Here is a 25,742-nt window from a genome sequence, read left to right as displayed (position 1 = left end):
AAATCTGTGTTTTCAAACACTTCTGTTTTGAGTTACCCTACAAAAATATTATTACTTTTTATTGCAGCCGTTATGCACTCACCGTTTAAAACTATTGGCCTTATAGGTAAACCAAACCACCCTAAAGCTGCGGCTACGTTACAGCGTTTACATACTTTTTTATCGGCTCTTGGCTTTACCGTGATTGTAGAAAAGCGCACCGGTGGGCAGTTATCAGATGTCCCTGATACTCATCAAGTTGACCTTGTTAGCTTAGGCGAGCAAGCCGACCTTGCTATTGTTGTAGGGGGTGATGGCAATATGCTTGGTGCTGCACGCGTACTTGCACGCTTTGATGTAGCTGTAATAGGCGTAAACAGAGGTAATTTAGGGTTTTTAACCGACTTAAACCCAGAGGGCTTTGAAGGTAGCCTAGAGCAAGTGTTAAGCGGCGAATATTTAGAAGAAAAACGCTTTTTGCTCGAGGTAGAAGTATACCGCCATAACGAACTTAAAAGTGCTAATTCAGCCGTTAACGAAGCGGTGCTACATGCCGACAAAGTTGCCCACATGATTGAGTTTGAGGCTTTTATAAATAACGACTTTGTGTTTTCTCAGCGCTCTGACGGTTTAATTGTATCAACCCCTACCGGCTCTACAGCTTATTCTTTATCGGGTGGCGGGCCCATTTTAACACCTGAGCTTAATGCAATTTCGTTAGTGCCTATGTTCCCGCATACATTATCAAGCAGACCCTTAGTGGTTGATGCCGATAACGAGGTACGCTTAAAGTTAAGCCTTGAGAACACCGACAGCTTACAAGTCAGTTGCGACAGCCATGTAGTGCTTGCCGTTTTACCCGGCGATGAAGTGGTTATTAAAAAAGCCGACAGAAAACTGCGCTTAATTCACCCAAAAAACTACTCTTACTACAACGTTTTACGTACTAAACTTAATTGGGGCAGCCGTTTATACTAATTTTATTGCCAAGCGTAGTGCTTTAGCGCAAAATACAAGACAAATAAAAATTAATCAAACTAGGAATATCTAGCAATGACTTATGTTGTTATCTTTGCTTTGTTATTACTTATCACTTTGCTTGGCGCTTATATTAGAGTTGAAAACAATAGAAAAAAAGCGTTAGAAACCAAGAAAAAACAATTTAACGAACGTGTTGCCCAAGTAAACACTCGCCTCAAAACCAAGCTAAACAATTTATTAGAAGCCAAAATAATAAGACCTAAGTATGTAGCGCAAATTCAGGCAATTGTGGCCAATTTTTTTGTAGTTCAGCCCCATACTGATGAAAACCTGCAACATTTAGAAGATATTAGCGACAGCTTAGTGAGCACGCTTTCGATTGAGTTTCAAAAAGCACTGCAAAGTGAAAACGCCCAAGCGCTACAAGATAATATACAGTACTTTGTGAGTGAATTACCCCAGCAAGGCATACTATATAATAAAGCGTTTTATCATGAAATTTTGCCCTCATTGATTGTACAAATTAAAACTGACACACCTGAAAACCCAAGCGAAAGCCTTGAAAATACTGACGAAACACCTTCTTATGAAAGTACTGACTCTGATAGTCAGTTTTCTCAAAATGCGAGTGTTGCTTAAAAAGTAAAAAATTAATTTGCAAAAAACCTAAACACTGTATAAATTAACAGTTAATTCACTGGATGGATAAACAGTATGTTAATTGGTTTAGAAATTAAAAATTTTGCAATTGTAAGTAACTTAAGCACTGAGTGGCATAACGGCATGACGGCGATCACGGGTGAAACCGGCGCGGGTAAATCGATTGCCATTGATGCACTTTCACTGTGTTTAGGCGAGCGCGCTGAAGCGTCGGCGGTTCGCCCTGGCACAGATAAAGCAGAAGTGTGCGCACAATTTGATTTAACTGCCCTTCCTCTTGCTAAAGCATTTTTAGAACAACACATGCTAACGAGTAACGACAACGAATGCCTACTTAGACGCGTTGTATGTAAAAATGGCCGTAGCAAAAGCTATATTAATGGCAGCGCTGTTACAGCAGCTCAACTTAAAGAGCTGGGACAGTATTTAATTTCTATACACGGACAGCATGCTCATCAGCACCTTTTAAAAGCTGAACACCAGCTGCAACTGCTAGACGCCTACGCAGGCCACAATCAGCTTGTAAAAGCGGTTAGCCAAAGCTTTAAATTATATGCAAACCTGCAAAAAGAATTTAAACAGCTTGAGCAACAGCAATTACAACAAGCCGCTCAAAAACAATTACTCGAATACCAAGTTGCCGAATTAGATGAGTTTGCCTTACAAGACGGCGAGTTTGAACAAATAGAAGCCGAACATTACAAGCTAAGTAATAGCCAAACCATTTTAGAAGCCTGCCAGCGCGAACTTCAACATTTATACGAAAGTGATGAGCAAAATGCCTGTTCAATGCTGCAACACAGCGCTCAGCAATTTGCCGAGCTTGCAAATTATGACGAAAGCTTAGCAAGTGTAGCTGCATTATTAGATGAAGCCGCAGTGCAAGTTGAAGAAGCAAGCAGAGAAGTAAGAAACTACGCAGAGCAGGCCGACTTAGACCCTGCTAGATTAACAGAAGTAGAAGCGCGCTTAAGTGGCGCAATGGACTTAGCCCGTAAGCATCATATAAAGCCTCAAGAGCTGGTTGAGTTTCATCAAGGTTTAACACAAGAGCTAGAATCAATTAGTAACAATAGCTCACGTTTGGCGCAATTAGACGATGAAATAACTAATGCGCTAAGTGCATACCAGCACGCCAGTGATCAGCTAAGCGAAAGTCGCCATAAATATGCTAATACATTAAATCAATTAATTAGTGAAAGCATGGCTAATTTATCGATGGAAAATGGGGTCTTTGAAATTCAGCTTACCCAAGAAGCTGAGCGCCAACCCAATGCATTAGGTTTTGATAGCGTCTCGTTTTTGGTCTCTACTAACCCTGGGCAGCCATTACAACCTTTAGCTAAAGTTGCCTCGGGTGGTGAGCTGTCGCGTATTAGCCTTGCCATACAGGTGATCATTGCCCAAAAAGTGACAACGCCAACGCTTATTTTTGACGAAGTGGATGTAGGTATATCAGGTCCTACCGCCTCCTCTGTAGGGAAGTTACTACGCCAACTAGGAAAATCAACACAGGTTATTTGTGTAACCCATTTACCCCAGGTTGCAAGTAGTGCGCATCAGCAGTTTTTTGTAGCAAAAGAAATAGCACAAGGCGAGACCTTTACTCAAATGCTCAGCCTAAATAAAGACGGCCGTATTAATGAAATTGCACGCTTACTTGGCGGCGATAATATAAGTAAAACCGCTAAAGCAAATGCTAAAGAGCTTATTATGGCGCACGCCTAAGTTATACTTTTGCTACAACAGTGGAGAGACGTTTTAAATGCAAAGCATGCTGATAAATTTTTGCCATGTTACTGGGTGGCTACTTGTTGTTTTGAGCTTTTTGCTTATTGGGTTTAGTAAGTTTAAGCACGCAGAATTTAAGCTAAAACTTTTTAGCTTTTTAAAACTTATATTGGTTTATCAAGTAACGGTGAGTGTTTGGCAGTGGTTTATTATTGGCAACATAGTGGCTAATAATCAATGGTTACTTTTATTAGCACAGATACTGTGCTGTGCAATGTGCTATTTAAGTTTACAGCGGCGAAAAAGTAAAAGCCGCCCCAACCTTGATAGTTTTTCTATGGATTAACTAACACAAGCGTTAAGAGCAAGTTCTATTTTTACCTTGCTCTTTTGCTTTGTATAATCGCTCGTCGGCAAGCTTTATGTCTTGGGCTATGGTTGTATCTAACTGGCTTTGCACAAGCCCCATACTTATAGTTAATACCACCGATTTCCCACTCATGCGCACTGGATTTTTTTGTAATTCTGCATGAATTTTTTCTGCAATACTTTGCCCCTGATCTTTGTCGCTGTTTGGTAGTGCAATTAAAAACTCTTCACCGCCCCACCGAGAAGCAATACCTTGCTTTGGCATGCTCTTTTTTAAAATATTGGCAAGTTGGGTTAACGCTTCATCACCAAAGTCGTGGCCGTAGTTATCATTAATGTTTTTGAAATTATCAACATCAGCTAGCAAAATTACATACGGCTGCTTATTTTTTTTATGAAGATGTTTAAGCTCAGCAAGTTCTTTCATCATAAAACGTCTGTTAGGTAAATCAGTTAAGTGATCTATTGTGGCAAGGCGCTCATTTTTTTGACTCAGCGCGACTATTTTTTCATTGTATTTTTCGCGTGAGCGCTCATAAAAACCACTTAATAAAGCAACAATAATAAAAGAAATGACCACCCTTAGTGGAAGTGCTTCAGGCTGATAATCATAAATATTAAAGTTATCTGTAATAATAAAGCCGGCGATCACGGCAAATAAAAAGGCAACAATATCAAATGTTCCTTTTTTAAGGCCTCTAATAGAGTAAGTCACCGGTGATACAATAAATATCCAAATTGGCCCAGTACCTTCAGCTCCGCCCGAGATCACTAAATACAGCATTAAACAGTAAAGGTTATATAAAATGGTGGTTGCTGATTTTTCAACTGCGCGGTAAAGGCTAAAAGCCCACGCATAAAAACCAGCTGAAACTAGCAGCATAATACCAAGCACTACATCAGCATTAGACAATGCATTACACGCCATAGCGAAGGTAGCTATAAATCCGATGGTCGAAAAAAAGCGAACAATTAGCTTTCTTTCTCTGTTGTCTGAGTATGCATTCATATTATTATTTTTTATTTGCAAGCGAGCTTTAAAAGCTCATTTTCCGAGGATTTAAAAAAGAAGTTAGCAGCAAGTTTGTACTGAAATAGTACTTTAAGCAAGATTTACACGTTAATTATTGGTTAATGACAACTTTTTAATACTTTTTCATTTGAAAAAGCAAAAAAAAAGCAAGCCAGTTGGCTTGCCTTTATTATATTTAAAACTTAACGAGATAATTAAACCTCTAAATAATCCATAATACCTTCAGCAGCGTTACGCCCTTCAAAAATAGCCGTTACCACTAAATCAGAGCCTCGCACTATATCGCCACCTGCAAATATTTTCGGATTAGTTGTTTGATGAGTAAATTCACCTTGCTCTGGTGCGTTAATGCCGCCCCAGTGGTTAATTTCTACATCATACTTTTCTAACCAGTCCATTTTGTGTGGTTTAAAGCCAAACGCCATAATAACCTGGTCTGCCTCAAGTACGTGCTCAGAGCCTGGTACAACTTCTGCTCGGCTACGGCCGTTTTCATCAGGCTCACCCAGTTGTGTTTTAACCATTTTAACGCCTGCAACATGACCATTATCATCAAGTACAATACCCGTTGGCTGTACATTAAAGGTAAAGTTTACACCTTCTTCTTTAGCGTTTTTAACTTCACGCTTAGAGCCAGGCATATTTTCTTCATCACGACGATAAGCACAAGTTACTTTAGCTGCATTTTGGCGAATAGACGTTCGCACACAGTCCATCGCGGTATCACCACCGCCAAGTACCACAACCTTTTGATTGGCCATATCAATGCACGCTTGGTTTTTTTCATCGTAACCCATAACGCGATTTGTGTTACCAATTAAAAATGGCAGTGCGTCGTGTACGCCTGGCGCGTCTTCGTTTTCAAGACCAGCACGCATACTCTGATACGTACCTACACCTAAAAATACCGCGTCGTAGTCAGCTAAAATTTCGTCCATAGTGATATCTACACCCACTTCAACGTTTAGCTTAAATTCCACACCCATTTCGGTGAAAATTTCACGGCGCTTTTGCATTACTTCTTTTTCAAGTTTGAAAGAAGGGATACCAAAAGTAAGTAATCCGCCAATTTCTGGGTGACGGTCAAAAACCACTGGCTTTACACCGTTACGCACTAAAATATCTGCACAACCTAAACCAGCCGGACCCGCACCAATAATAGCTACTTTTTTATCCGTCCATGTCACGTATGACATGTCTGGTTTCCAGCCCATTTTAAATGCGGTATCGGTAATGTATTTTTCAATATTACCTATCGTTACTGCGCCAAACTCTTCATCAAGCGTACATGAACCTTCACACAGTCTGTCTTGTGGACAAACGCGTCCACACACTTCAGGTAAACTGTTTGTACGATGAGAAAGCTCAGCCGCTTCTAAAATACGGCCAGTTCTAATTAGTTTTAACCATTGTGGAATGTAGTTATGCACTGGGCATTTCCATTCACAGTAAGGGTTACCACAATCTAAACAACGGTCAGCTTGTGAATTTACCTGATTCTCAGAAAAGGGTTCGTAAATTTCCACGAAAGATTTTTTACGCGACGAGATTGGTTTTTTGCGCGGATCAACACGCTGCACGTCTATAAATTGATATACATTTTCGCTCATACTGCCCCCTTATTGCGCTTGAACACGAAGTTCTGCGCTACTGCGAGCGCGGTGCCCGAGTAAACTTTTTACATCACTTGATTTTGGTTTAACTAGTTTGAACATAGGTAAGTACAGTTCAAAATTAGCTAAAATGGTTTCTGCTCGACATGAACCCGTAAGCTCTAAATGCTCGGCAATTAGGCCACGTAAATGCTCTTGGTGCGAACTTAAATCATCAAGTGTTACTACTTCTACAAGCTCTGGATTAATGCGTTTTTCAAAGTCACTTCGCTCATCTAAAATATAAGCAAAACCACCTGTCATACCCGCACCAAAGTTAACGCCTACATTACCTAGCACGCATACAACACCGCCAGTCATGTATTCACAGCCGTTATCACCTACGCCTTCAACAACGGCTTGCACGCCAGAGTTACGCACTGCAAAACGCTCACCAGCACAGCCTGCGGCAAATAACTTACCACCCGTAGCACCGTACAAACATGTGTTACCAGCAATAGTCGCTTTATGACTTTCAAACGATGATCCCAGTGGTGGGCGTATAACAAGCTTACCACCAGCCATGCCTTTACCCACGTAGTCGTTTGCATCGCCAATAAGGGTCATTTCAAGGCCACCGGCATTCCAAACACCAAATGATTGCCCTGCTGTACCATGTAGCTCAATAGATACTGGATCTGCAGCCATACCTTGGTTGCCATGCTTAGAGGCTATGTAACCCGACAGCATTGCGCCCACTGAACGGTCTGTATTGCATATGCGACTCACGAGCGAAATACCCGATGAGGTATCAATCGCTTGTTGCGCTTTACCTAGTAACGTTTCGTTAAGTTCACCTAAATAGTGCGAGCTATTTGGTGCGCTGCAAAATAAGGTTTCGCCCGTTGGGTTATTTGGCTGAGCAATCACAGACGATAAATCTATTTTCTTTTGCTTCGCTGTTTTACCTTCAATCGCTTCTAATAAGTCTAAACGGCCAATTAAGTCAGTTAGATTAGCAATACCTAAGCTTGCCATAATTTCACGTGCTTCTTGAGCTATAAACTTAAAGTAGTTCATCGCCATTTCTGGTAAGCCGTGGTAATGCTTTTGACGAAGTGTTTCATCTTGCGTTGCAACACCGGTCGCACAGTTATTTAAATGACAAATACGTAAGTATTTACAACCTAGCGCGACCATTGGGCCTGTACCAAAGCCAAAGCTCTCTGCACCTAAAATAGCGGCTTTAATGATATCTAAACCTGTTTTTAAACCACCATCTGTTTGCAGGCGAATACGGTGACGAAGACCATTTTCAACAAGCGCTTGCTGGGTTTCTGCAAGGCCAAGCTCCCACGGGCTACCCGCGTATTTAACTGACGTTAATGGGCTTGCCCCGGTACCACCATCGTAACCTGAGATAGTAATTAAGTCGGCGTACGCTTTAGCTACACCTGTGGCAATTGTGCCTACACCCGGCTCAGATACTAACTTCACCGATATCATCGCTTCTGGGTTTACTTGTTTTAAATCGAATATTAGCTGGGCTAAATCTTCAATTGAGTAAATATCGTGATGCGGTGGTGGTGAAATTAATGTTACACCGGGTACCGAATAACGAAGCTTTGCAATATATGGCGTTACTTTTTCGCCTGGTAACTGCCCGCCTTCGCCAGGTTTAGCACCCTGCGCCACTTTAATTTGAATTACATCAGCATTACGAAGGTAGTGCGGCGTTACACCAAAACGACCCGAGGCAACTTGTTTAATACGTGAGTTTTTCTCGGTGTTGTAGCGCAACTTATCTTCACCGCCTTCACCTGAATTTGAACACCCGCCTAAGCGGTTCATTGCAATGGCGAGCGCTTCATGCGCCTCAGGCGAAAGTGCACCAATACTCATAGCTGCAGAGTCAAAGCGCTGGTATAAAAATTCAGCCGGCTCAACATCATCAATGCTAATGCCTTTTTCAGGTAGTTTAAGCGCTAACATATCGCGCAGCGTTGCAATAGGACGGTTATTAACTAAGTCAGCATAGGCTGCGTAGTCTTTATAATCGCCTGAACGTACGGCTTTTTGTAGCGTTTGAATAACATCTGGGTTGTAAGCGTGGTATTCACCACCGTGAACGTATTTTAATAAACCGCCATGGCTCAGTAACTTACGTTTACTAAAAGCAAGTTTATGAAGCTTTTGCTGATCAATATCAAAATCGCTAAAACAGGCGCCTTTAATACGACTTGCCACACCTTTAAAGCACATTTCTACCATAGCATCAGATAGACCAACCGCTTCAAAAAGCATTGAACAACGGTACGATGCAATTGTGCTTATGCCCATCTTAGACATAATTTTGTACAAGCCTTTATTAATGGCTTTTCGGTACGAAAGCGTCACTTCGCAGTACGATTTATCAATCACTTTACTGTCGCTCATCGCAACCAGTGACTCGTATGCAAGGTATGGGTAAATTGCGGTTGCACCAAAACCAAGTAATACGGCAAATTGGTGTGCATCGCGTACGCTACCTGTTTCAATAATAATATTAGACTCACAACGTAAGTTATTATCTACTAAACGTTTTTGTACAGCACCTACCGCCATAGCAGCAGGAATTGGTAATTGGGTTTCGCTAAAGTTACGGTCAGATAAAATAAGCATTACACAGCCGGCTGCTGCTTTTTCTTGTGCAGCGTCGCAAATACGTGCAACCGCTTTTTCTAAACCTTCCTCTGCTGTGTATGTAATATCAATTTTACAGTAGCTGTAATGCTCGTCATCGGCATTTAGTAGCTGCTGCATGTCTGCATACATTAAAATTGGCGTATCAAACTGTAGGCGCTTAGCGTGGCCTGTGGTTTCATTAAATACGTTTTGCTCACTACCAATACAGGTTGCCAATGACATTACGTGGTTTTCACGCAGCGGATCGATTGGCGGGTTAGTCACTTGCGCAAACTTTTGGCGGAAGTAATCGTACAATGAACGATGCCCTTCGCTAAGTACTGCAAATGGCGTGTCATCACCCATAGAGCCAGTTGCTTCTTGGCCGTTTTCACCCATTACGCGAATAACACTATCGAGCTCTTCGTTAGTGTAACCAAACATTTTTTGGTATTTAGCAAGTGTTTCGTCATCAAATGAGCGATTACCCGCATCTTGCTCGGTAAGCTCTTCAAACGGGGTTAAACGTTTAACGTTTTCTTCAAGCCATGACTTATAAGGATGACGCGATTTTAGATCTTGATCGATTTCGTCTGAGTGCCAAATTTTGCCTAATTTAGTATCAATTACTAACAGCTCACCTGGTCCTACACGGCCTTTTTCGACCACTTCATCTGCAGTGTAATCCCAAATCCCTACCTCAGAGGCAAGTGTAATAAAGCCATCTTGGGTAATAACATAGCGCGCTGGACGCAGGCCATTTCTGTCAAGGTTACAGGCTGCAAAACGCCCATCAGACATAACAATGCCCGCAGGGCCATCCCACGGCTCCATATGCATAGAGTTAAAGTCGTAAAATGCGCGTAAGTCATCATCCATAGCACGGTTTTTCTGCCATGCAGGTGGCACAAGCATACGCATAGCACGGAATAAATCCATGCCACCGGCTAAAAACAGCTCCAGCATGTTATCTAAGCTTGAAGAGTCAGAGCCAGTTTCGTTTACAAACGGCGCTGCACTTTGTAAATCAGGAATAAGCGGCGATGAAAACTTATACGAACGTGCACGAGCCCATTGGCGGTTACCTTCAATGGTATTAATTTCACCATTATGCGCTAAATACCTAAATGGTTGTGCTAAAGGCCAACGCGGCTGGGTATTAGTAGAAAAACGCTGATGGAATACACAAATAGCGCTGGTCATACGAATATCAGCTAAGTCTAAATAAAAGTTAGGCAAATCTGCAGGCATCATAAGGCCTTTATAGATAGTCACTAACCCCGATAAACTCGCAATATAAAACGACTCATCCTCTGCTAAACGCTTTTCTGCACGGCGACGTGCTACATATAAACGTCGCTCTAAATCTTTAGAACGCCATCCTTCAGGCGCACTAACAAAAATTTGCTCAAAACCAGGTAATTGCTGTGTCGCAATTGGCCCTAGCATTGAAGGGTCAGTAGGCACTTCACGCCAACCGAGTATTTTAAGTGTTTCTTGTTCTAATTCTTCACATAAAACCTGTTTTGCAGCTTGTGCTAAAACGGGATCTGAATTTAAGAAAACCATGCCTACGGCGTAATTTTTACCTAAGTGCCAATTATGCTCACTCGCAATAGCACGGAAAAAACTGTCAGGTTTTTGTAGTAATAAACCACAGCCGTCACCTGTTTTACCATCGGCAGAAATACCACCGCGGTGCTGCATGCGATCAAGTCCAGTAATAGCTGTACGAATAAGCCGATGACTAGCTTGACCATTTACTTGGGCTATTAAGCCAAAGCCACAATTATCTTTTTCTAATGTTGAGTCGTATAACATAGACCCCTCCCTTGCTGCACTGTTAACGTGAATGAACTGCTCGACGATTTGCTAACAGACGCACAAAACTAGCCTCTATAGTAAATAGAGTCAATATTATTTTGAATACATATTCACATTCTTGAATATTTCTCACTTCAAGGCAAGATTTCTTTTTCACCCATAAGTTTTAACATTTAGCGCTTATTTGCGCGTTATTTTTTCATGACACTGGTGTCAATTTTAACATTTTGTAAAAACAAAGGCGTTAAAGCAATACCCTTTACGTAAACGTAAACCACTAAAACAATGAATAAATATTCACTAATTTCCCACAGGTTCAGTTAACATTTAGATAGTTTAATGCGTTTTAAATAAATTAGAGGTTTAGGATCACGCTTTTTTAGCGTTCATTAGTATAGTTATTAATTGTGGTGTCGTTTTTAGTGCAGATGTAGTGAATTTTTATTTAATACCAATTTGCTTGATTGAGCGAACTATTGTAAGGCTGGAAAAACGTGTTGATAGCTGGGCAAAAAAATCGCTATTTAGTTGTTCTAAAAAAGAATTTTTTAGCGCAAATAGCGACACGTTTAGCCCCACAAATTGATTACGTCTTATTGCGCATTAATATAAAACTCATATTTTAATTAAAATTCGCGCTTATATAAGTAGCATTGTTGCTTACTTATCCTGACTAGGTGAACCTAAACGAGAGGCGAAGGCTGAGTTTGCTAACTATTGAGCACAAATTAATGGTTATAATCACCCACTGATGGGCTGTTCAAGAGATTAAGACGTAATAAAGTTATATATAGGCACAAAAAAGCCACGTAAAACGTGGCTTTAATAATCTAGCGAAGTAGCAATTACTCTGCGTCAGCTTCTTTATACTTAGCTGCAGTTTCAGTGATCAGTGGCTGTAATTCACCACGTTGAAACATTTCAATGATAATGTCACAACCACCTACTAATTCGCCCTCAACCCAAAGCTGTGGGAAAGTAGGCCAATTTGCGTATGCTGGTAACTCAGCGCGAATATCTGGATTAAGTAAAATATCAACATAGGCAAATGGTTCGCCACATGACATTAGAGCTTGTGACGCTTGTGAAGAAAAACCACAATTTGGTAATTTAGGCGACCCTTTCATGTAAAGGATAATTGGGTTTTCTGAAATCTGCTGTTTAATTTTATCAATGGTTTCCATCTACAACCTCAAAATGACGATAGCTTGATATACCTAGGGCTTGAAAATAAATCATTGTGGCCACAGATATATAACTTAAAATGGGCAAATAAAGCCGCAATTGAAATAGTCTTCAGCAATAGCATTGCTGTTTGCTTAAACTTGAGTAAAATACTCAACAATTATAGTAACACTATATTTTCGTTTGGTATAGGTAAGTGGTCTGTTCTATCAGGCATTACGTACTATCAAGCGAGTTATCAACCAAAAGAAGATGGAGATAAAAAAATGGCATTTGAACTACCGTCACTACCATATGCAATTGATGCACTTGAGCCTCATATTTCACAAGAAACTCTTGAGTATCACCACGGTAAGCACCACAACACTTACGTTGTTAAATTAAACGGTTTAATTCCAGGTACTGAATTTGAAAACAAATCTTTAGAAGAGATTGTTTGTTCATCTGAAGGTGGCGTATTTAACAACGCTGCACAAATTTGGAACCACACTTTCTACTGGAACTGTCTATCTCCAAATGGCGGCGGCGAGCCAACAGGTGCTATCGCTGACGCTATTAACGCTAAATGGGGCTCTTTTGACGCGTTTAAAGATGCATTAAACGACAAAGCGGTTAATAACTTTGGTTCTAGCTGGACATGGTTAGTTAAACTAGCTGACGGTTCATTAGATATCGTAAACACGTCTAACGCAGCAACGCCGCTTACAGACGAAGGTGTTACACCAATCCTAACTGTGGATTTATGGGAACACGCTTACTACATTGATTACCGTAACGTTCGTCCTGATTACCTTAAAGGTTTTTGGGCGCTTGTTAACTGGGAATTCGCGAACGCTAACTTCGCTTAATTAGCTATTATACGCTGATTTAAAAAGACGCCTCGGCGTCTTTTTTTATGCCTTTATAAAATTAAAATCGCCTTTATATGCGCTAAATTGCTAATTTAGCCACATGATCTTTTTTCACTTAAATTTTTAATTTTATTGCACAAAAATATCAATCTCTGACTAAACTTTAAAAAGTAAGCACCTTTTTAAAGCGGGTTTCGGAGGTTATTATGACTATTTTTGAGCACTACCAAGCACGATACGAAGCAGCACAAGAAGAAGAATACAGCATTAGCGAATTTCTAGAAATTTGTAAAAATGACAAATCAGCTTATGCCAGCGCCCCTGAGCGTTTACTTATGGCAATAGGCGAGCCGCAAATGGTTGATACTGCAACCGATGCACGTTTAAGCCGGTTATTTTCTAATAGAGTGGTTGCACGCTACCCTGCCTTTGCAGACTTTTACGGCATGGAAGATGCCATAGAACAAATTGTCTCCTATCTAAAGCATGCGGCTCAAGGCCTAGAAGAATGCAAACAAGTCCTTTATTTACTTGGCCCTGTTGGGGGAGGTAAATCTTCAATTGCAGAAAAACTAAAATATTTAATGCAACAAGTGCCTATCTATTCAATTAAAGGCTCTCCGGTAAACGATCACCCTCTCAGTTTGTTTGACCCAGTAGAAGATGCCAGCGTTCTCGAAAAAGAATACGGTATTAAACCACGTTATTTAAAAACGATTATGTCGCCATGGGCTGGTAAACGATTAAAAGAATTTAACGGCGATATTAGCCAATTTAGAGTCGTCAAACGCTACCCCTCTATTTTAAATCAAATAGGTATAGCCAAAACCGAACCCGGTGATGAAAATAATCAAGATATTTCTGCATTGGTGGGCAAAGTAGATATTCGCCAGCTTGAGCACTTTGCTCAAAACGACCCCGATGCCTACGCTTACTCAGGCTCTTTATGTTTAGCAAACCAAGGTTTAATGGAGTTTGTAGAAATGTTTAAAGCCCCTATCAAGGTGCTGCATCCACTCCTTACCGCAACGCAAGAGGGTAACTACAACGGTACTGAAGGTATTAGCGCTCTGCCCTTTAACGGCATGATTTTAGCCCACTCAAATGAGTCTGAATGGCAAACATTTAAAAATAATAAAAACAATGAAGCGTTTTTAGATCGTGTTTACATTGTAAAGGTCCCTTATTGCCTGCGCGTGACCGAAGAAATAAAAATCTACGACAAACTTATTCAACATAGTGAACTTGCCAGTGCACCGTGTGCACCAGGTACGCTTAAAGCGTTAGCGCAATTTACTACCTTATCTCGATTAAAAGAGCCTGAAAACTCTAGTATTTACTCAAAAATGCGGGTCTATGATGGTGAAACCCTAAAAGATACCGACCCTAAAGCAAAGTCTTACCAGGAGTATCGTGATTACGCAGGGGTAGATGAAGGCATGACCGGCCTTTCCACTCGTTTTGCTTTTAAAATTTTGTCGCGCGTATTTAATTTTGATACCACCGAGGTTGCAGCTAATCCGGTGCATTTATTTTATGTTTTGGAGCAACAAATAGAGCGTGAACAATTTAGCGCCGAAGTGGAAGAGCGCTATTTAAGTTTTTTAAAAGGCTATTTAATTCCGCAATATGTTGAGTTTATTGGTAAAGAACTACAAACCGCGTATTTAGAGTCATACTCTGAATATGGCCAAAATATTTTTGACCGCTATGTGATTTATGCTGATTTTTGGATACAAGATCAAGAATACAGAGACCCAGATACAGGACAGTTATTTGACCGCGCCTCGTTAAATGCAGAACTTGAAAAAATAGAAAAACCCGCCGGCATTTCTAATCCCAAAGATTTTAGGAACGAAATAGTTAACTTTGTATTACGTGCACGCGCTCACAATAATGGTAAAAACCCGTTATGGACAAGCTACGAAAAACTACGCACTGTGATTGAGAAAAAAATGTTCTCAAATACCGAAGATCTACTCCCTGTTATTTCCTTTAATACAAAAACCTCCGCTGAGGATCAACAAAAACACGAGGACTTTGTTAACCGCATGGTTGAAAAAGGCTACACGCAAAAACAAGTGCGTTTACTTTCTGAGTGGTATTTACGGGTTAGAAAATCGCAGTAACCTTCATGTAGTTTAGGGGGAACAGTATGGCGCATTTTATAGATAGACGCTTAAATGGTAAAAACAAAAGCACGCTTAATCGTCAGCGCTTTATTAGGCGCTATAAAAAGCAAATAAAAGAAGCAGTGTCTGATGCGGTTAATAAACGCAGCGTTACCGACTCAAGTTCAGGAGAGAGTATATCTATCCCGCAACGAGATATTAGCGAGCCCATTTTTCACCAAGGTAAAGGGGGCGACAGAGAACAAATTCACCCTGGCAACGATCAATTTTCAACAGGTGACAAAATTGAGCGCCCTAAAGGCGGCCAAGGTGGTGGCGCAGGCGATGGCGATGCAAGTGATTCAGGCGAAGGCCAAGATGACTTTGTGTTTTCTATTTCTAAAGATGAATACCTTGATTTACTCTTTGAAGACCTAGAACTGCCCAACTTACAAGAAAACCAGCTAGATAAGCTTGTACAAATGAAAACTCATCGGGCTGGTTTTTGTAGCGATGGTATGCCCAGTAATATTGATATAGTACGCTCATTACAGGGCTCACTCGCCAGAAGAGTCGCCATGAGTGCGGGTAAAAAAAGGCGCCTAGCAGAGCTTGAAGGCCAACTTGCGATGGAGCGTGAGCAAGCCAACAGCGACCAAGCCATCATTGCGTTATTACAAGAGGAAATTGAGCAACTTAAACAGCAAATAAAAGCCGTACCATTTATTGATAATTACGACTTACGTTTTCGTAATTATGAAAAACGCCCCCACCCCACCAGCAAAGCCGTTATGTTTTGTATTATGGATGTATCAGGCTCAATGGATCAGGCCACAAAAGACATGGCAAAGCGTTTTTATATTTTGCTGTATCAATTTTTGACCCGAAGTTATAAAGACATTGAGGTGGTGTATATACGCCACCACACACAAGCTAAAGAGGTCGACGAACAAGAGTTTTTTTATTCTCAAGAAACTGGCGGCACTATTGTCTCCAGTGCCCTTAAATTAATGAACGAAATAATAAAAGAGCGCTATGATTCAGAGCAATGGAATATATACGCAGCGCAAGCATCTGATGGCGATAACTGGGCAGACGACACCCCACACTGCGGTGAAATATTACGCAATAAGCTACTTAATGCGGTACGCTACTTTGCCTATATAGAAATTACCACGCGTGCGCACCAAAGCTTATGGCGCGAATATCAAAACATCACCCAAACCCATAGCAACTTTGCAATACAACATATTCAAAGTGTTGAAGACATTTACCCTATGTTTAGGGAGCTATTTAAAAAAAATCGTCAACAACAAGGGGCTGCTTAGCCTAAGCGAGGTTTACTATGAGCACTGAACGAATTAGCGATGGCCCAGATTGGACCTTTGAGCTGCTTGAGCAATACCAAACTGAAATAGCCCGTGTTGCAGCGCATTACCGGTTAGACACTTACCCTAACCAAATTGAGGTAATAACAGCTGAGCAAATGATGGATGCTTATTCAAGCGTTGGCATGCCTATAGGCTACAGCCATTGGTCATATGGTAAAAAATTTATACAAACCGAACAAAATTATAAGCGTGGGCAAATGGGGCTGGCTTACGAAATTGTGATTAATTCAAACCCCTGTATTGCTTATTTAATGGAAGAAAACACACTCCCTATGCAGGCACTGGTTATGGCGCATGCCTGTTATGGCCATAACTCATTTTTTAAAGGAAACTACTTATTTAAAACATGGACTGACGCCGACTCCATCATAGATTACTTAGTGTTTGCTAAAAATTACATTAGCCGCTGCGAAGAAAAATACGGTATTACACAAGTAGAAAGCTTAATTGATTCGTGTCACGCATTGATGAATTACGGCGTAGATAGATATAAACGCCCGCAGCAAATTTCCCTTTTTGAAGAGCAAAAACGCCAAAAAGAGCGTGAAGACTACATGCAATCTCAAGTAAACGAGCTATGGCGCACTATCCCCGCTCAACAGCAAGAAGCTAAAAAGCAAGAGAGACATTTTCCGCAAGAGCCGCAAGAAAACATTTTATACTTTATTGAGAAAAACGCGCCTTTATTAGAGTCTTGGCAGCGAGAAATAATACGTATTGTACGAAAGATATCGCAATATTTTTATCCGCAAAAACAAACCCAAGTGATGAACGAAGGCTGGGCCACCTTTTGGCACTACACCATTTTAAACCACTTATATGATGAAGGTAAATTAACCGACTCCTTTATGATGGAGTTTTTGCAAAGCCATACCAACGTGGTTTATCAGCCACCTTATAACAGCAATTACTATTCAGGTATAAACCCGTATGCATTGGGTTTTAATATGATGGTGGATATTCGCCGTATTTGCGAAAACCCAACAGATGAGGATAGACGCTGGTTTCCTGAATATGCAGGCACTAATTGGCTAGACACACTACATTTTGCGATGGAAAACTTTAAAGATGAAAGTTTCATAAGCCAATTTTTATCACCTAAGTTAATTCGTAATTTTAAGCTATTTACTATTGTCGATCACAGCCGTAATCCACATCTAGAGGTAGGCGCAATACATGATGATAGCGGTTATCAGGCTGTACGCGAAGCGCTTTCAGCGCAATATAATTTGAGTAATCACGAACCTAACATTCAAGTATATAATGTTGATGTTAGAGGCGATCGTTCTTTAACGTTGCGTTATGTTCCTCACAATAATATCCCCCTTGCTGACTCGCATAAAGAAGTGCTAAAACACCTTTACAGGTTATGGGGATTCAAGGTTCAATTAGAGCAAGAGACCAGTACAGGCGATGTGTCTACTCTTGGCCAATGCCCAGCAGATGATACTCGCCATACTACAGAGTAAATAAAACGGCTGATAAAAACGGCACTTTAACCAAGCCCTTGTTAAGGATTTACTGCCAAAGCTTGCAGCGCAATTAGGTGCATCCTTGGTTACTTTAATTTAGCAGTAATATTACCGCTGCCTTAATTTTAGCAGCGCATAAAAAAGACGCTTATGCGTCATTTTTTATATCCTCAAAATCGGTTACTCTGTTACGGCCATGCTCTTTTGAGTGATACAGGGCTTTGTCAGCGGCTTCAATCCACCGCTCATGTTTTGCAAAGTCAGGGCTATTTCCTGCAAAACCAACACTCACAGTCATCTCTATTTTTGTGTTTTTATAAACAAAAGGGTTGGCTTCTATTAACGCTCTTATGCGCTCGGCAAAAGTTGCTGCGCCTTGCTTGTCGGTATCGAGTAAAGTAACAACAAACTCCTCCCCACCATAACGCCCTGCTATATCGGTTTCGCGAAGCGTCGTTCGTAGCAGTTCTGAAAGGTGGCGTAGCGCTTCATCGCCACAACTATGGCCATGCTCATCATTAATTTTTTTAAAATGATCGATATCAAACATCAATAATGTGCTGCTGCCACCGCTGCGCTTAACACGTAAAAACTCTTGGTGCAGTGTGCTTTCCCAATGCCCACGGTTAAACAGTTGCGTTAAGCTGTCGGTTTGGCTTACTTGCTCTAAACGCTTATTTAAATCTTCTAATTCTTTTTTATTGACCGCCACATCGGTAACATCATAAATAATGATACAAATATGACTGACCTCACCCAGAGTGTTGGTAAGTGGAATAAAGGTCGCATTTTGGTACATGTAATCTGCTTTACCGGTAATGGGGCGGTAGTTTTTAAAACGAAAGATGTAAGGTTGCTGCTCCCAGATAGTAAAAGAGCGGTTTTTAAGTACAAATACAGACTCTGACTTGCTTCTAAACCATTTCTCATCAATCGAAGGAAATAAATCAAATAGGTCTTTGTCTTTTACAGCACTTGGTAATAGCCCAGAATGGTTTTCCATAAAGCCATTCCACACACACACTTTATAATTTCTATCCAGTACAACCAGGCCCACATCAACCGTGTTAAACATATCCATTAACCAATGGATCTCATTCATTTCTAAATCAGCGGCCATAACTTAGTCTTCTAATAGGTAAGCAACTTTGTATTTCAAAGTTTTAAGTGAATCTTCGGTAAATAACAGCATAAGATCGCAGTTAATATCGTGGTTTTCGATGCCGTAGCTTATTTCTATCGCTAAGGTTCTTTGCCAACGAGATTTATTTGATTTAACCAATTCAGATACATCGCGATGTTGGCCAAGTACAATGGGATGACCTTGGCTAAAAGACATATCTAGCTGTTTAGAAAGCCCCGTTAAAATTGAGCCTATTAAAATATTACTAATATCCATAAGTAGCTCAAGCTCAACTTTGTCGTTAAGCTCACCGTCGTAATTCATCAGTGACGCAATTTCTTTAAAGCTTGAGTCGTTTAATAAAAGTAATGCCTCGCCCGATACGCCACCACCAATAAAGCCTTGGCACACCCCTGATGTGGCAGCATTATTGTCAATTGACTGCAGCGCCATATCCAGTTCATTAACTTCAAGCACATTCACATTCGGAATTGGCAGCTCTACAAACACATTCAAAAGCCGTGCAAGCAAATCGCCTGCTTGGCCCATAGCGACATTTGTAAGCTCTTGGTATATATCGCGCACATCTGGGTCTACTTGTTCACCTAAAGAATGAGCAAGGCGCTCGCGCATGGCTTTATCTTTAATGCCATGATGCTCGATAATATCGGCCAGTTTTTCAGGTGAGCAAGGTTTTTGGATAAAATCAATGGCGCCTAATTCAAGTACGCGCTGGTGCGCATTTGGCTGAATATCGCCAGATACAACCACGGTTAGAATATTAAGGCCTTGCTCTTTCATGGCCATAAGGACTTCGTAACCGTCCATTTCAGGCATGTTTAAATCAAGAAAAAGGATTTCGGGCTCGATTATTTTTAGTTTTTTGATGCAATCAACACCATCTTGAGCAAACTCTACTTTAATATCCCAGTCATCTGGTAAAGAGCGAGCTAGCTGGCGCCTCGCTAATTTTGAGTCGTCACATATTAATACGGATGTTGACATACTATCTCTCTATTATTTAACCCAATGTTGTCAATAGGCCTTATGACTTTATTAAAGATACATTTTGTAACTACATGTTAATAAAAGTTCATGCAGTTTACAATTTATATATCACAGAACTTATTATTACTTTTACAGTGATATTTAATCGCTTGGTCAGTGATATTGAGTATAATACACTCAAACCTATTGCGTTAATTTAAAAGGAAATAACCTATGGTACGCTCTCTTATTTTTGCACTAAGCACACTGGCTTTAAGCTCAGTTGGGCACGCATCACAGTACCCAGAAAACACGCTTGATGCAGGTAAGGTCTCTGCTCAGGGTAAGCCTGTCACTTTGTTAGGTAAAGGTGTAAGTGTAGGTGATAATGCGCCAAATTTTAAAGTGGTTGATGGTGGTTTTGCCCCTGTAAATCTTAATGATTATAAAGGGCAAGCTGTATTAATCAGTGTGGTGCCGAGTTTAGATACAGGCATTTGTAGCTTACAAACCAAACATTTTAATGAAAAAGTAGCGACGCAATTTCCTGCTATCGCAATACTGACCATCAGTGCTGATTTACCTTTTGCTCAAAAACGCTTTTGTAATGCTGAAAACATCGATAAAGTAACAGCCCTTTCTGACTCTGTATGGCGAGACTTTGGCCAAAAATATGGCTTAATTATAAAAGATATGGGGCTACTAACTCGCGCTGTGCTTATTTTAGATAAAAGCCATACAGTGATATACAAACAGCTAGTGTCTAATTTATCTACCGAGCCAAACTACGACCCAGTAATAGAAAAGCTAAAAACGTTATAGGTAACAGGGCGTGTTGACCTTTAATGGTTTAATTTTAAATTATTAAAAGCTAATAAATACATAAAAACCGCCCGAGGGCGGTTTTTTAATACCTAAGCTGTGTTTAGATTATATTAACCTAAAAGCTCTGCTAGTTGCTGGCTTACTGTTTCAACAGCTTGCGTACCATCAATTTTATGGTACTGCGTGTTACCTGCTTGCGCTTCAGCTTGGTAGTAATCAACCAATGGCATAGTTTGCTCATGGTAAATAGCTAAACGTTTACGAACTGTTTCTTCCGTGTCATCTGCACGAATAATAAGCTCTTCGCCTGTTTCATCGTCTTTACCTTCCACTTTTGGTGGGTTGTAAACAACGTGATAAACACGGCCAGAGCCAGGATGTACGCGACGTCCACCCATACGCTCAACAATTACTTCATCAGCAACGTCAAACTCAATAACGTGATCAACCACAACGCCATTTTCTTTCATAGCATCTGCTTGTGGAATGGTACGTGGGAAGCCATCAAGTAAAAAGCCTTGTTCGCAGTCTGGTTTAGCAATACGCTCTTTCACTAAACCAATGATGATATCGTCAGAAATTAACTGACCTGCATCCATTACTTTTTTCGCTTCTAAGCCAAGTGGTGTACCTTCTTTAATGGCTGCACGAAGCATATCACCGGTAGAAATTTGTGGAATACCGTATTTGTCCATTAAAAACTGAGCTTGAGTACCTTTACCAGCACCTGGCGCGCCCAAAAGAATAATGCGCATATCATTGTCCCCTAGTATGGATATTTATTTTAAAGCCTGAATTCTTCCACAAGCGCTGCAGATACTCAAGCAACTTATACTAATTGCCTACTTTAGAGCGCATAAAAAAAGGAAGCATACGCTTCCTTTATAATTATGGTTATATTTTAGGCTCTTTTAGCAATTAAAAGAGCCTGTTAGCCTTACTTATTTAAATCAAGCATTAACTTGTTTAAACGTGTTACGAACCCGGTAGGATCTTTTAATGTACCGCGTTCAGCAAGTAAAGCTTGGTCTAGTAATACATGAGACCACTGTGCAAACTTATCTTCGTCTTGCTCATCGTTTAAGTGCTTAACTAACTGATGCTCAGGGTTAAGCTCAAACACTGGCTTAGCCTCTGGTACAGGTTGCCCTACTGACTCCATAAGCTTTTGCATTTGCGAGCTCATGTCGTTCTCATCGCTAACCACACAGGCAGGAGAGTCTGTTAAGCGATGCGTAAAGCGTACTTCTTTAACTTCTTCGCCTAGCGCTGTTTTAATGCGCTCAATTAAGCCTTCTACTTCTTTTTCAGACTCTTCTTGCGCTTTTTTTGTTTCTTCGTCGTCAAGCTTACCTAAATCAAGGTCGCCACGGGTAATTGACTGGAATGATTTTTCGTTAAACTCAGTTAAGTGGCTCATCATCCACTCATCAACACGGTCACTTAGTAATAATACTTCGATGCCTTTTTTGCGGAAGATTTCTAAGTGCGGCGAGTTTTTAGCCGCTGTAAACGAATCAGCAACCACGTAGTAAATTTTATCTTGCTCATCGTTCATACGCTCAATGTATTGCTCAAGCGATACATCTTGCGTTTCTGAGTCGGTATGCGTAGATGAGAAGCGTAACAATTTAGCAATCGCTTCTTTATTCGCTGTATCTTCTGCTGGGCCTTCTTTGATTACTTGGCCAAACTCGTTCCAAAATGTTTGGTAGTCTTCGGCTTTGTTTTTAGCCATACGCTCTAGCATTTTTAAGATACGAGACGTACACCCTTTACGAATCGCTTGCGTTACTTTGTTATCTTGTAAAATTTCGCGCGATACATTTAGTGGTAAATCGTTTGAATCAAGTAAGCCTTTTACAAAGCGCAGGTAGCTTGGCATAAATTGCTCAGCGTCATCCATAATAAAGACACGTTGAACATACAGTTTTAAGCCACTTTGGCGCTCACGGTTCCATAAATCGAACGGCGCTTTTTTAGGGATATACAATAAGCTTGTGTACTCAGTTTTACCTTCTACTTTATTGTGCGCCCAGTTTAGCGGCTCTTCCCAATCATGGCTTACATGCTTGTAAAACTCTTTGTATTCTTCATCAGAAACCTCTGACTTATCACGTGTCCATAAAGCGGTTGCACGGTTAATGCTTTCCCACTCACCTGGAACTGCAGGGATTTTTTCGCCGTCTTCGCCTTCAGACTCAGGCACTTCTGCTTTATACATTTGTACAGGCGTAGAAATATGATCTGAGTATTTAGTAACGATGCTACGTAAACGGTATTCATCCGCGTATTCTTTTTCTTCATCACGCAGGTGTAAAATGATATCCGTACCACGGCCTTCTTTTTCAATTTCTTGTAACGTGTACTCACCTTCACCTTGTGACTGCCACTCGTACGCTTGGGTTTCACCCGCTTTACGCGTGCGCACTGTCACTTCATCAGCCACAATAAATGCCGAGTAAAAACCAACACCAAATTGACCAATTAATTGCGAGTCTTTGCTTTGGTCGCCGGTTAAGTTTTTGAAAAACTCAGCAGTACCCGACTTAGCAATAGTTCCTAAAGAACTAATCACTTCTTCACGCGTCATACCTATACCATTGTCAGAAATGGTAATTGTGTTTGCCTCTTTATCTGCGCTAATACGTACACGTAAATCGGCATCACCTTGGTAAAGGTCGCCATTTGAAAGCGCTAAAAAGCGTAGCTTATCGGCGGCATCTGATGCATTTGATACAAGCTCACGTAAAAATATTTCTTTATTCGAATATAACGAATGAATCATTAAGTTTAATAGTTGTTTTACTTCTGTTTGAAAGCCTAATGTTTCTTTTTGTGCTGCAGTCATTTATGTATCTCCAATTAGCAAAGTGTCTGCGTTATGCACTTAATATGGGGTGAGGTGGAATAACTTCAAGGGAAAAATTTAAAAAAGCAGCTTTTGTGCTGACATAAATAAAAAGCCACATAAAAATGTGGCTTTTAGGGTTTAACTATGGTGTATTTTTAGCGTGCTGGGCTTTTAAAGCGCTGACTTGTTCGTGTAAATAGTTAGCACTTACCTGCTCAGCTTCAATCGGCTCTCCCACATTTACCGATACTAAAGACCATTTAAGGCGTGGTAGTTGCCACTTGGCTTTACGGCTAAACATACTGCCCCACAAGCCACCTAAGTGAACGGGTACAACAGGCACAGGTGTGCGCGCTATAATGCGCTCAATGCCCCGCCTAAACATGTCCATTTCGCCATTACTTGTTAGTTTTCCTTCAGGAAAAATACCAACTAACTCACCGCGTTCAAGCGCTGCGGCAACCTCATCAAATGCTTTTGCAAACGCCTTTGGGTTGGCTTTTTCGCTATCAATTGGAATAGCTTTTGCCATTTTAAATAGCCAATGCAGCGCTTTTGAATAATAAATTGGGGCAAACACCATAAAGCGTATAGGCCTAGGCGAAGTGGCTAAAATAAACATCCAATCTACAAAGCTTACATGGTTAGCTACAATAACGGCTGCGCCTTCGCTTGGAATATTTTCATGCCCTTTTGTGCGCACACGATACATGCATATAGCTAAAATATAGATAACAAAGCGCAAGAAAAATTCCGGTACCTTAGTGTAAATATAAATAGAGATAAGCAAATTAAGCCCCGCCAAAAGCAATAGTAACGACGAAATATGCCACTCTAAAACAGAGAGCGTTACAATACTTAATATGGCACTGCCAACCATAAAGAGCGCATTAAGCACATTATTAGCAGCTATCACCCGTGAACGACTTGCCTCCTCGGTACGCTGTTGAATAAGCGCATACAGCGGCACAGTATAAAAGCCGGATGCAATACCAATACCTGCCATCCAAACAAAATGCCATACCATGTCGCCTGTATTAAGCACTTGTTTAAGCGTTAATAAATTTTCAGAGGGCGCAATATATTCACTAATAGCCGGCTCTTGGCTTAATAAATACAAAAATAGCGTAATTAAAATAGCGCCAAAAGGTACAATGCCCAGCTCAATACGTGAGCGCGAGAGCTTTTCGCACAACAAAGACCCCACGGCAATGCTTAGCGAAAACACCACCAGCGCACTGGTTACAACGAGTTCATCGCCACCCATTACATGCTTAACGTAATTAGGTAATGCCGTTAAAATAACCGCGCCTATTAGCCAAAACCAGCTTATACCCAACACCGATTTACCAACCGATTCTGTTTGAGCATTAAGCGCTTTAAATACATTTTTAGTGGATGAAAAAATATTATAGGTAAAGTGCAAATTAGGATTATTGGCTTGGCTTATAGGAATAAAGCGGCTGCTGAAAAAGCCAAGTACCGCAAGTACCAGCACGGCAATACTAATAATTGTTGGACCTGTTGTTTGAGTAATGTAATAGGTGCCAAAAATAGTACCAATTAAAATAGCTACAAAAGTGGCAGACTCAACCAAGCCATTGGCTTTTGTTAATTCGTTAGGCGCCACATGCTGCGGTAATATTGAATACTTAAGCGGGCCAAAAAAAGTACTTTGCAAGCCCATAAAAAACACGGTGGTCAGCATTAGCCACACATATTGCGTAAAAATAGAGGCTGCGCCAATAACCATAATCGGTATTTCGCAAAATTTAACAAGCCGGATCAGCTTTGATTTTTCTGTTTTTTCGGCTAGTTGCCCCGCCATTCCTGAAAATAAAAAAAACGGTAATATAAATAAGCCCGCTGCAAGGTTTGAATACAGCGCACCATCGCCAAGGGTTGCAGCTTGAAACACTAACAATATAAGCACGGATTGCTTATACACATTATCATTCATAGCCGACAAAAACTGCGTTACAAATAGCGGTAAAAAGCGCTTACTGCTGAGTAAACCGCCTTTATTGTCGTGTTTATTATTTTGCATAGTACTCCTTACTAATCAGATAAATTCCTGATGTTTTTATACCAACTTGAGCGATATTTTTAA

General features: G+C 40.7%; 17 protein-coding genes. 8 read left to right on the top strand and 9 right to left on the bottom strand.

Annotated elements, in window-relative coordinates:
- The first annotated feature begins 72 nt into the window (after nt 1-72).
- The 3 genes from nadK (at nt 73) to recN (ending at nt 3,348) form a co-directional block, all read left to right on the top strand.
- The gene (nadK, locus tag MTN96_RS11795) at nt 73-957 is read left to right on the top strand and encodes an NAD(+) kinase (RefSeq protein WP_004588103.1); all 885 of its coding nucleotides are present in this window, start codon (nt 73-75) and stop codon (nt 955-957) included.
- Nucleotides 958-1,032: 75 nt separating this feature from the next.
- Nucleotides 1,033-1,599: a hypothetical protein gene (locus tag MTN96_RS11790; RefSeq protein ID WP_248531677.1), complete on the top strand. Its 567-nt coding sequence runs from the start codon at nt 1,033-1,035 to the stop codon at nt 1,597-1,599.
- A gap of 75 nt (nt 1,600-1,674) precedes the next feature.
- Nucleotides 1,675-3,348, top strand: coding sequence for a DNA repair protein RecN (recN, locus tag MTN96_RS11785; RefSeq protein ID WP_024033375.1), 1,674 nt, complete (start codon nt 1,675-1,677; stop codon nt 3,346-3,348).
- 361 nt (nt 3,349-3,709) lie between these two features.
- Here recN and MTN96_RS11780 read toward each other — a convergent pair whose 3' ends face one another.
- The 4 genes from MTN96_RS11780 to MTN96_RS11765 form a co-directional block, all read right to left on the bottom strand.
- Nucleotides 3,710-4,729 (bottom strand): GGDEF domain-containing protein, encoded by a 1,020-nt coding sequence (locus MTN96_RS11780; RefSeq protein ID WP_248531675.1) that lies wholly within the window; start codon nt 4,727-4,729, stop codon nt 3,710-3,712.
- Nucleotides 4,730-4,947: 218 nt separating this feature from the next.
- A complete protein-coding gene (locus MTN96_RS11775) occupies nt 4,948-6,363 on the bottom strand; it encodes an FAD-dependent oxidoreductase (protein ID WP_004588108.1) in 1,416 nt (471 codons plus the stop codon).
- Nucleotides 6,364-6,372: 9 nt separating this feature from the next.
- On the bottom strand, nt 6,373-10,830 hold the full coding sequence (gltB, locus tag MTN96_RS11770) for a glutamate synthase large subunit (protein WP_138611057.1): 4,458 nt from the start codon (nt 10,828-10,830) through the stop codon (nt 6,373-6,375).
- 848 nt (nt 10,831-11,678) lie between these two features.
- The gene (locus MTN96_RS11765) at nt 11,679-12,017 is read right to left on the bottom strand and encodes a Grx4 family monothiol glutaredoxin (RefSeq protein WP_004588110.1); all 339 of its coding nucleotides are present in this window, start codon (nt 12,015-12,017) and stop codon (nt 11,679-11,681) included.
- A 267-nt stretch (nt 12,018-12,284) separates the two neighbouring features.
- On the opposite strand from MTN96_RS11765, the gene MTN96_RS11760 reads away from it, so the two are divergent.
- From MTN96_RS11760 to MTN96_RS11745, 4 genes are all read left to right on the top strand, one after another.
- Nucleotides 12,285-12,866 (top strand): Fe-Mn family superoxide dismutase, encoded by a 582-nt coding sequence (locus MTN96_RS11760; protein WP_004588111.1) that lies wholly within the window; start codon nt 12,285-12,287, stop codon nt 12,864-12,866.
- A 209-nt stretch (nt 12,867-13,075) separates the two neighbouring features.
- Nucleotides 13,076-14,998 (top strand): PrkA family serine protein kinase, encoded by a 1,923-nt coding sequence (locus tag MTN96_RS11755; protein WP_024033371.1) that lies wholly within the window; start codon nt 13,076-13,078, stop codon nt 14,996-14,998.
- Between the two features lie 26 nt (nt 14,999-15,024).
- Nucleotides 15,025-16,308 (top strand): YeaH/YhbH family protein, encoded by a 1,284-nt coding sequence (locus MTN96_RS11750; protein WP_054983102.1) that lies wholly within the window; start codon nt 15,025-15,027, stop codon nt 16,306-16,308.
- A gap of 17 nt (nt 16,309-16,325) precedes the next feature.
- Nucleotides 16,326-17,840, top strand: coding sequence for a SpoVR family protein (locus MTN96_RS11745; protein ID WP_248531673.1), 1,515 nt, complete (start codon nt 16,326-16,328; stop codon nt 17,838-17,840).
- A 151-nt stretch (nt 17,841-17,991) separates the two neighbouring features.
- Here the strand turns inward: MTN96_RS11745 and MTN96_RS11740 are convergent, their stop codons facing one another.
- Both MTN96_RS11740 and MTN96_RS11735 read right to left on the bottom strand, forming a co-directional pair.
- Nucleotides 17,992-18,963 carry a diguanylate cyclase gene (locus MTN96_RS11740; RefSeq protein WP_004588115.1) on the bottom strand — a complete coding sequence of 324 codons (972 nt, stop codon included), beginning with the start codon at nt 18,961-18,963 and terminating at the stop codon, nt 17,992-17,994.
- 3 nt (nt 18,964-18,966) lie between these two features.
- On the bottom strand, nt 18,967-19,971 hold the full coding sequence (locus MTN96_RS11735) for a response regulator (protein WP_004588116.1): 1,005 nt from the start codon (nt 19,969-19,971) through the stop codon (nt 18,967-18,969).
- Nucleotides 19,972-20,187: 216 nt separating this feature from the next.
- Between MTN96_RS11735 and tpx the strand changes: the two genes are divergently transcribed.
- Nucleotides 20,188-20,775, top strand: a complete 588-nt coding sequence (gene tpx / locus MTN96_RS11730) for a thiol peroxidase (RefSeq protein WP_004588117.1) — start codon at nt 20,188-20,190, stop codon at nt 20,773-20,775.
- 113 nt (nt 20,776-20,888) lie between these two features.
- Here the strand turns inward: tpx and adk are convergent, their stop codons facing one another.
- The 3 genes from adk to MTN96_RS11715 all read right to left on the bottom strand — a co-directional run bounded on the left by adk (nt 20,889) and on the right by MTN96_RS11715 (nt 25,679).
- On the bottom strand, nt 20,889-21,533 hold the full coding sequence (adk, locus tag MTN96_RS11725) for an adenylate kinase (RefSeq protein WP_004588118.1): 645 nt from the start codon (nt 21,531-21,533) through the stop codon (nt 20,889-20,891).
- A 182-nt stretch (nt 21,534-21,715) separates the two neighbouring features.
- The gene (htpG, locus tag MTN96_RS11720; protein WP_248531671.1) at nt 21,716-23,629 is read right to left on the bottom strand and encodes a molecular chaperone HtpG; all 1,914 of its coding nucleotides are present in this window, start codon (nt 23,627-23,629) and stop codon (nt 21,716-21,718) included.
- 145 nt (nt 23,630-23,774) lie between these two features.
- Entirely contained in the window at nt 23,775-25,679 is a 1,905-nt protein-coding gene (locus tag MTN96_RS11715) for an MFS transporter (RefSeq protein WP_248531669.1), read from the bottom strand.
- Between the last annotated feature and the right edge of the window lie 63 nt (nt 25,680-25,742).

The organism is Pseudoalteromonas sp. 2CM28B, from assembly GCF_023161935.1.
This window is presented reverse-complemented; position numbering and strand designations above follow the sequence as displayed.

What these genes read in the sequence shown, in the direction of transcription:
- MTN96_RS11780 (WP_248531675.1), bottom strand. Translation starts at nt 4,729, where the DNA reads ATGAATGCATACTCAGACAACAGAGAAAGAAAGCTAATTGTTCGCTTT.
- MTN96_RS11755 (WP_024033371.1), top strand. Translation starts at nt 13,076, where the DNA reads ATGACTATTTTTGAGCACTACCAAGCACGATACGAAGCAGCACAAGAA.
- MTN96_RS11790 (WP_248531677.1), top strand. Translation starts at nt 1,033, where the DNA reads ATGACTTATGTTGTTATCTTTGCTTTGTTATTACTTATCACTTTGCTT.
- nadK (WP_004588103.1), top strand. Translation starts at nt 73, where the DNA reads ATGCACTCACCGTTTAAAACTATTGGCCTTATAGGTAAACCAAACCAC.
- MTN96_RS11775 (WP_004588108.1), bottom strand. Translation starts at nt 6,363, where the DNA reads ATGAGCGAAAATGTATATCAATTTATAGACGTGCAGCGTGTTGATCCG.
- MTN96_RS11765 (WP_004588110.1), bottom strand. Translation starts at nt 12,017, where the DNA reads ATGGAAACCATTGATAAAATTAAACAGCAGATTTCAGAAAACCCAATT.
- MTN96_RS11715 (WP_248531669.1), bottom strand. Translation starts at nt 25,679, where the DNA reads ATGCAAAATAATAAACACGACAATAAAGGCGGTTTACTCAGCAGTAAG.
- tpx (WP_004588117.1), top strand. Translation starts at nt 20,188, where the DNA reads ATGGTACGCTCTCTTATTTTTGCACTAAGCACACTGGCTTTAAGCTCA.
- adk (WP_004588118.1), bottom strand. Translation starts at nt 21,533, where the DNA reads ATGCGCATTATTCTTTTGGGCGCGCCAGGTGCTGGTAAAGGTACTCAA.
- MTN96_RS11735 (WP_004588116.1), bottom strand. Translation starts at nt 19,971, where the DNA reads ATGTCAACATCCGTATTAATATGTGACGACTCAAAATTAGCGAGGCGC.
- MTN96_RS11760 (WP_004588111.1), top strand. Translation starts at nt 12,285, where the DNA reads ATGGCATTTGAACTACCGTCACTACCATATGCAATTGATGCACTTGAG.
- htpG (WP_248531671.1), bottom strand. Translation starts at nt 23,629, where the DNA reads ATGACTGCAGCACAAAAAGAAACATTAGGCTTTCAAACAGAAGTAAAA.
- recN (WP_024033375.1), top strand. Translation starts at nt 1,675, where the DNA reads ATGTTAATTGGTTTAGAAATTAAAAATTTTGCAATTGTAAGTAACTTA.
- MTN96_RS11745 (WP_248531673.1), top strand. Translation starts at nt 16,326, where the DNA reads ATGAGCACTGAACGAATTAGCGATGGCCCAGATTGGACCTTTGAGCTG.
- MTN96_RS11740 (WP_004588115.1), bottom strand. Translation starts at nt 18,963, where the DNA reads ATGGCCGCTGATTTAGAAATGAATGAGATCCATTGGTTAATGGATATG.
- MTN96_RS11750 (WP_054983102.1), top strand. Translation starts at nt 15,025, where the DNA reads ATGGCGCATTTTATAGATAGACGCTTAAATGGTAAAAACAAAAGCACG.
- gltB (WP_138611057.1), bottom strand. Translation starts at nt 10,830, where the DNA reads ATGTTATACGACTCAACATTAGAAAAAGATAATTGTGGCTTTGGCTTA.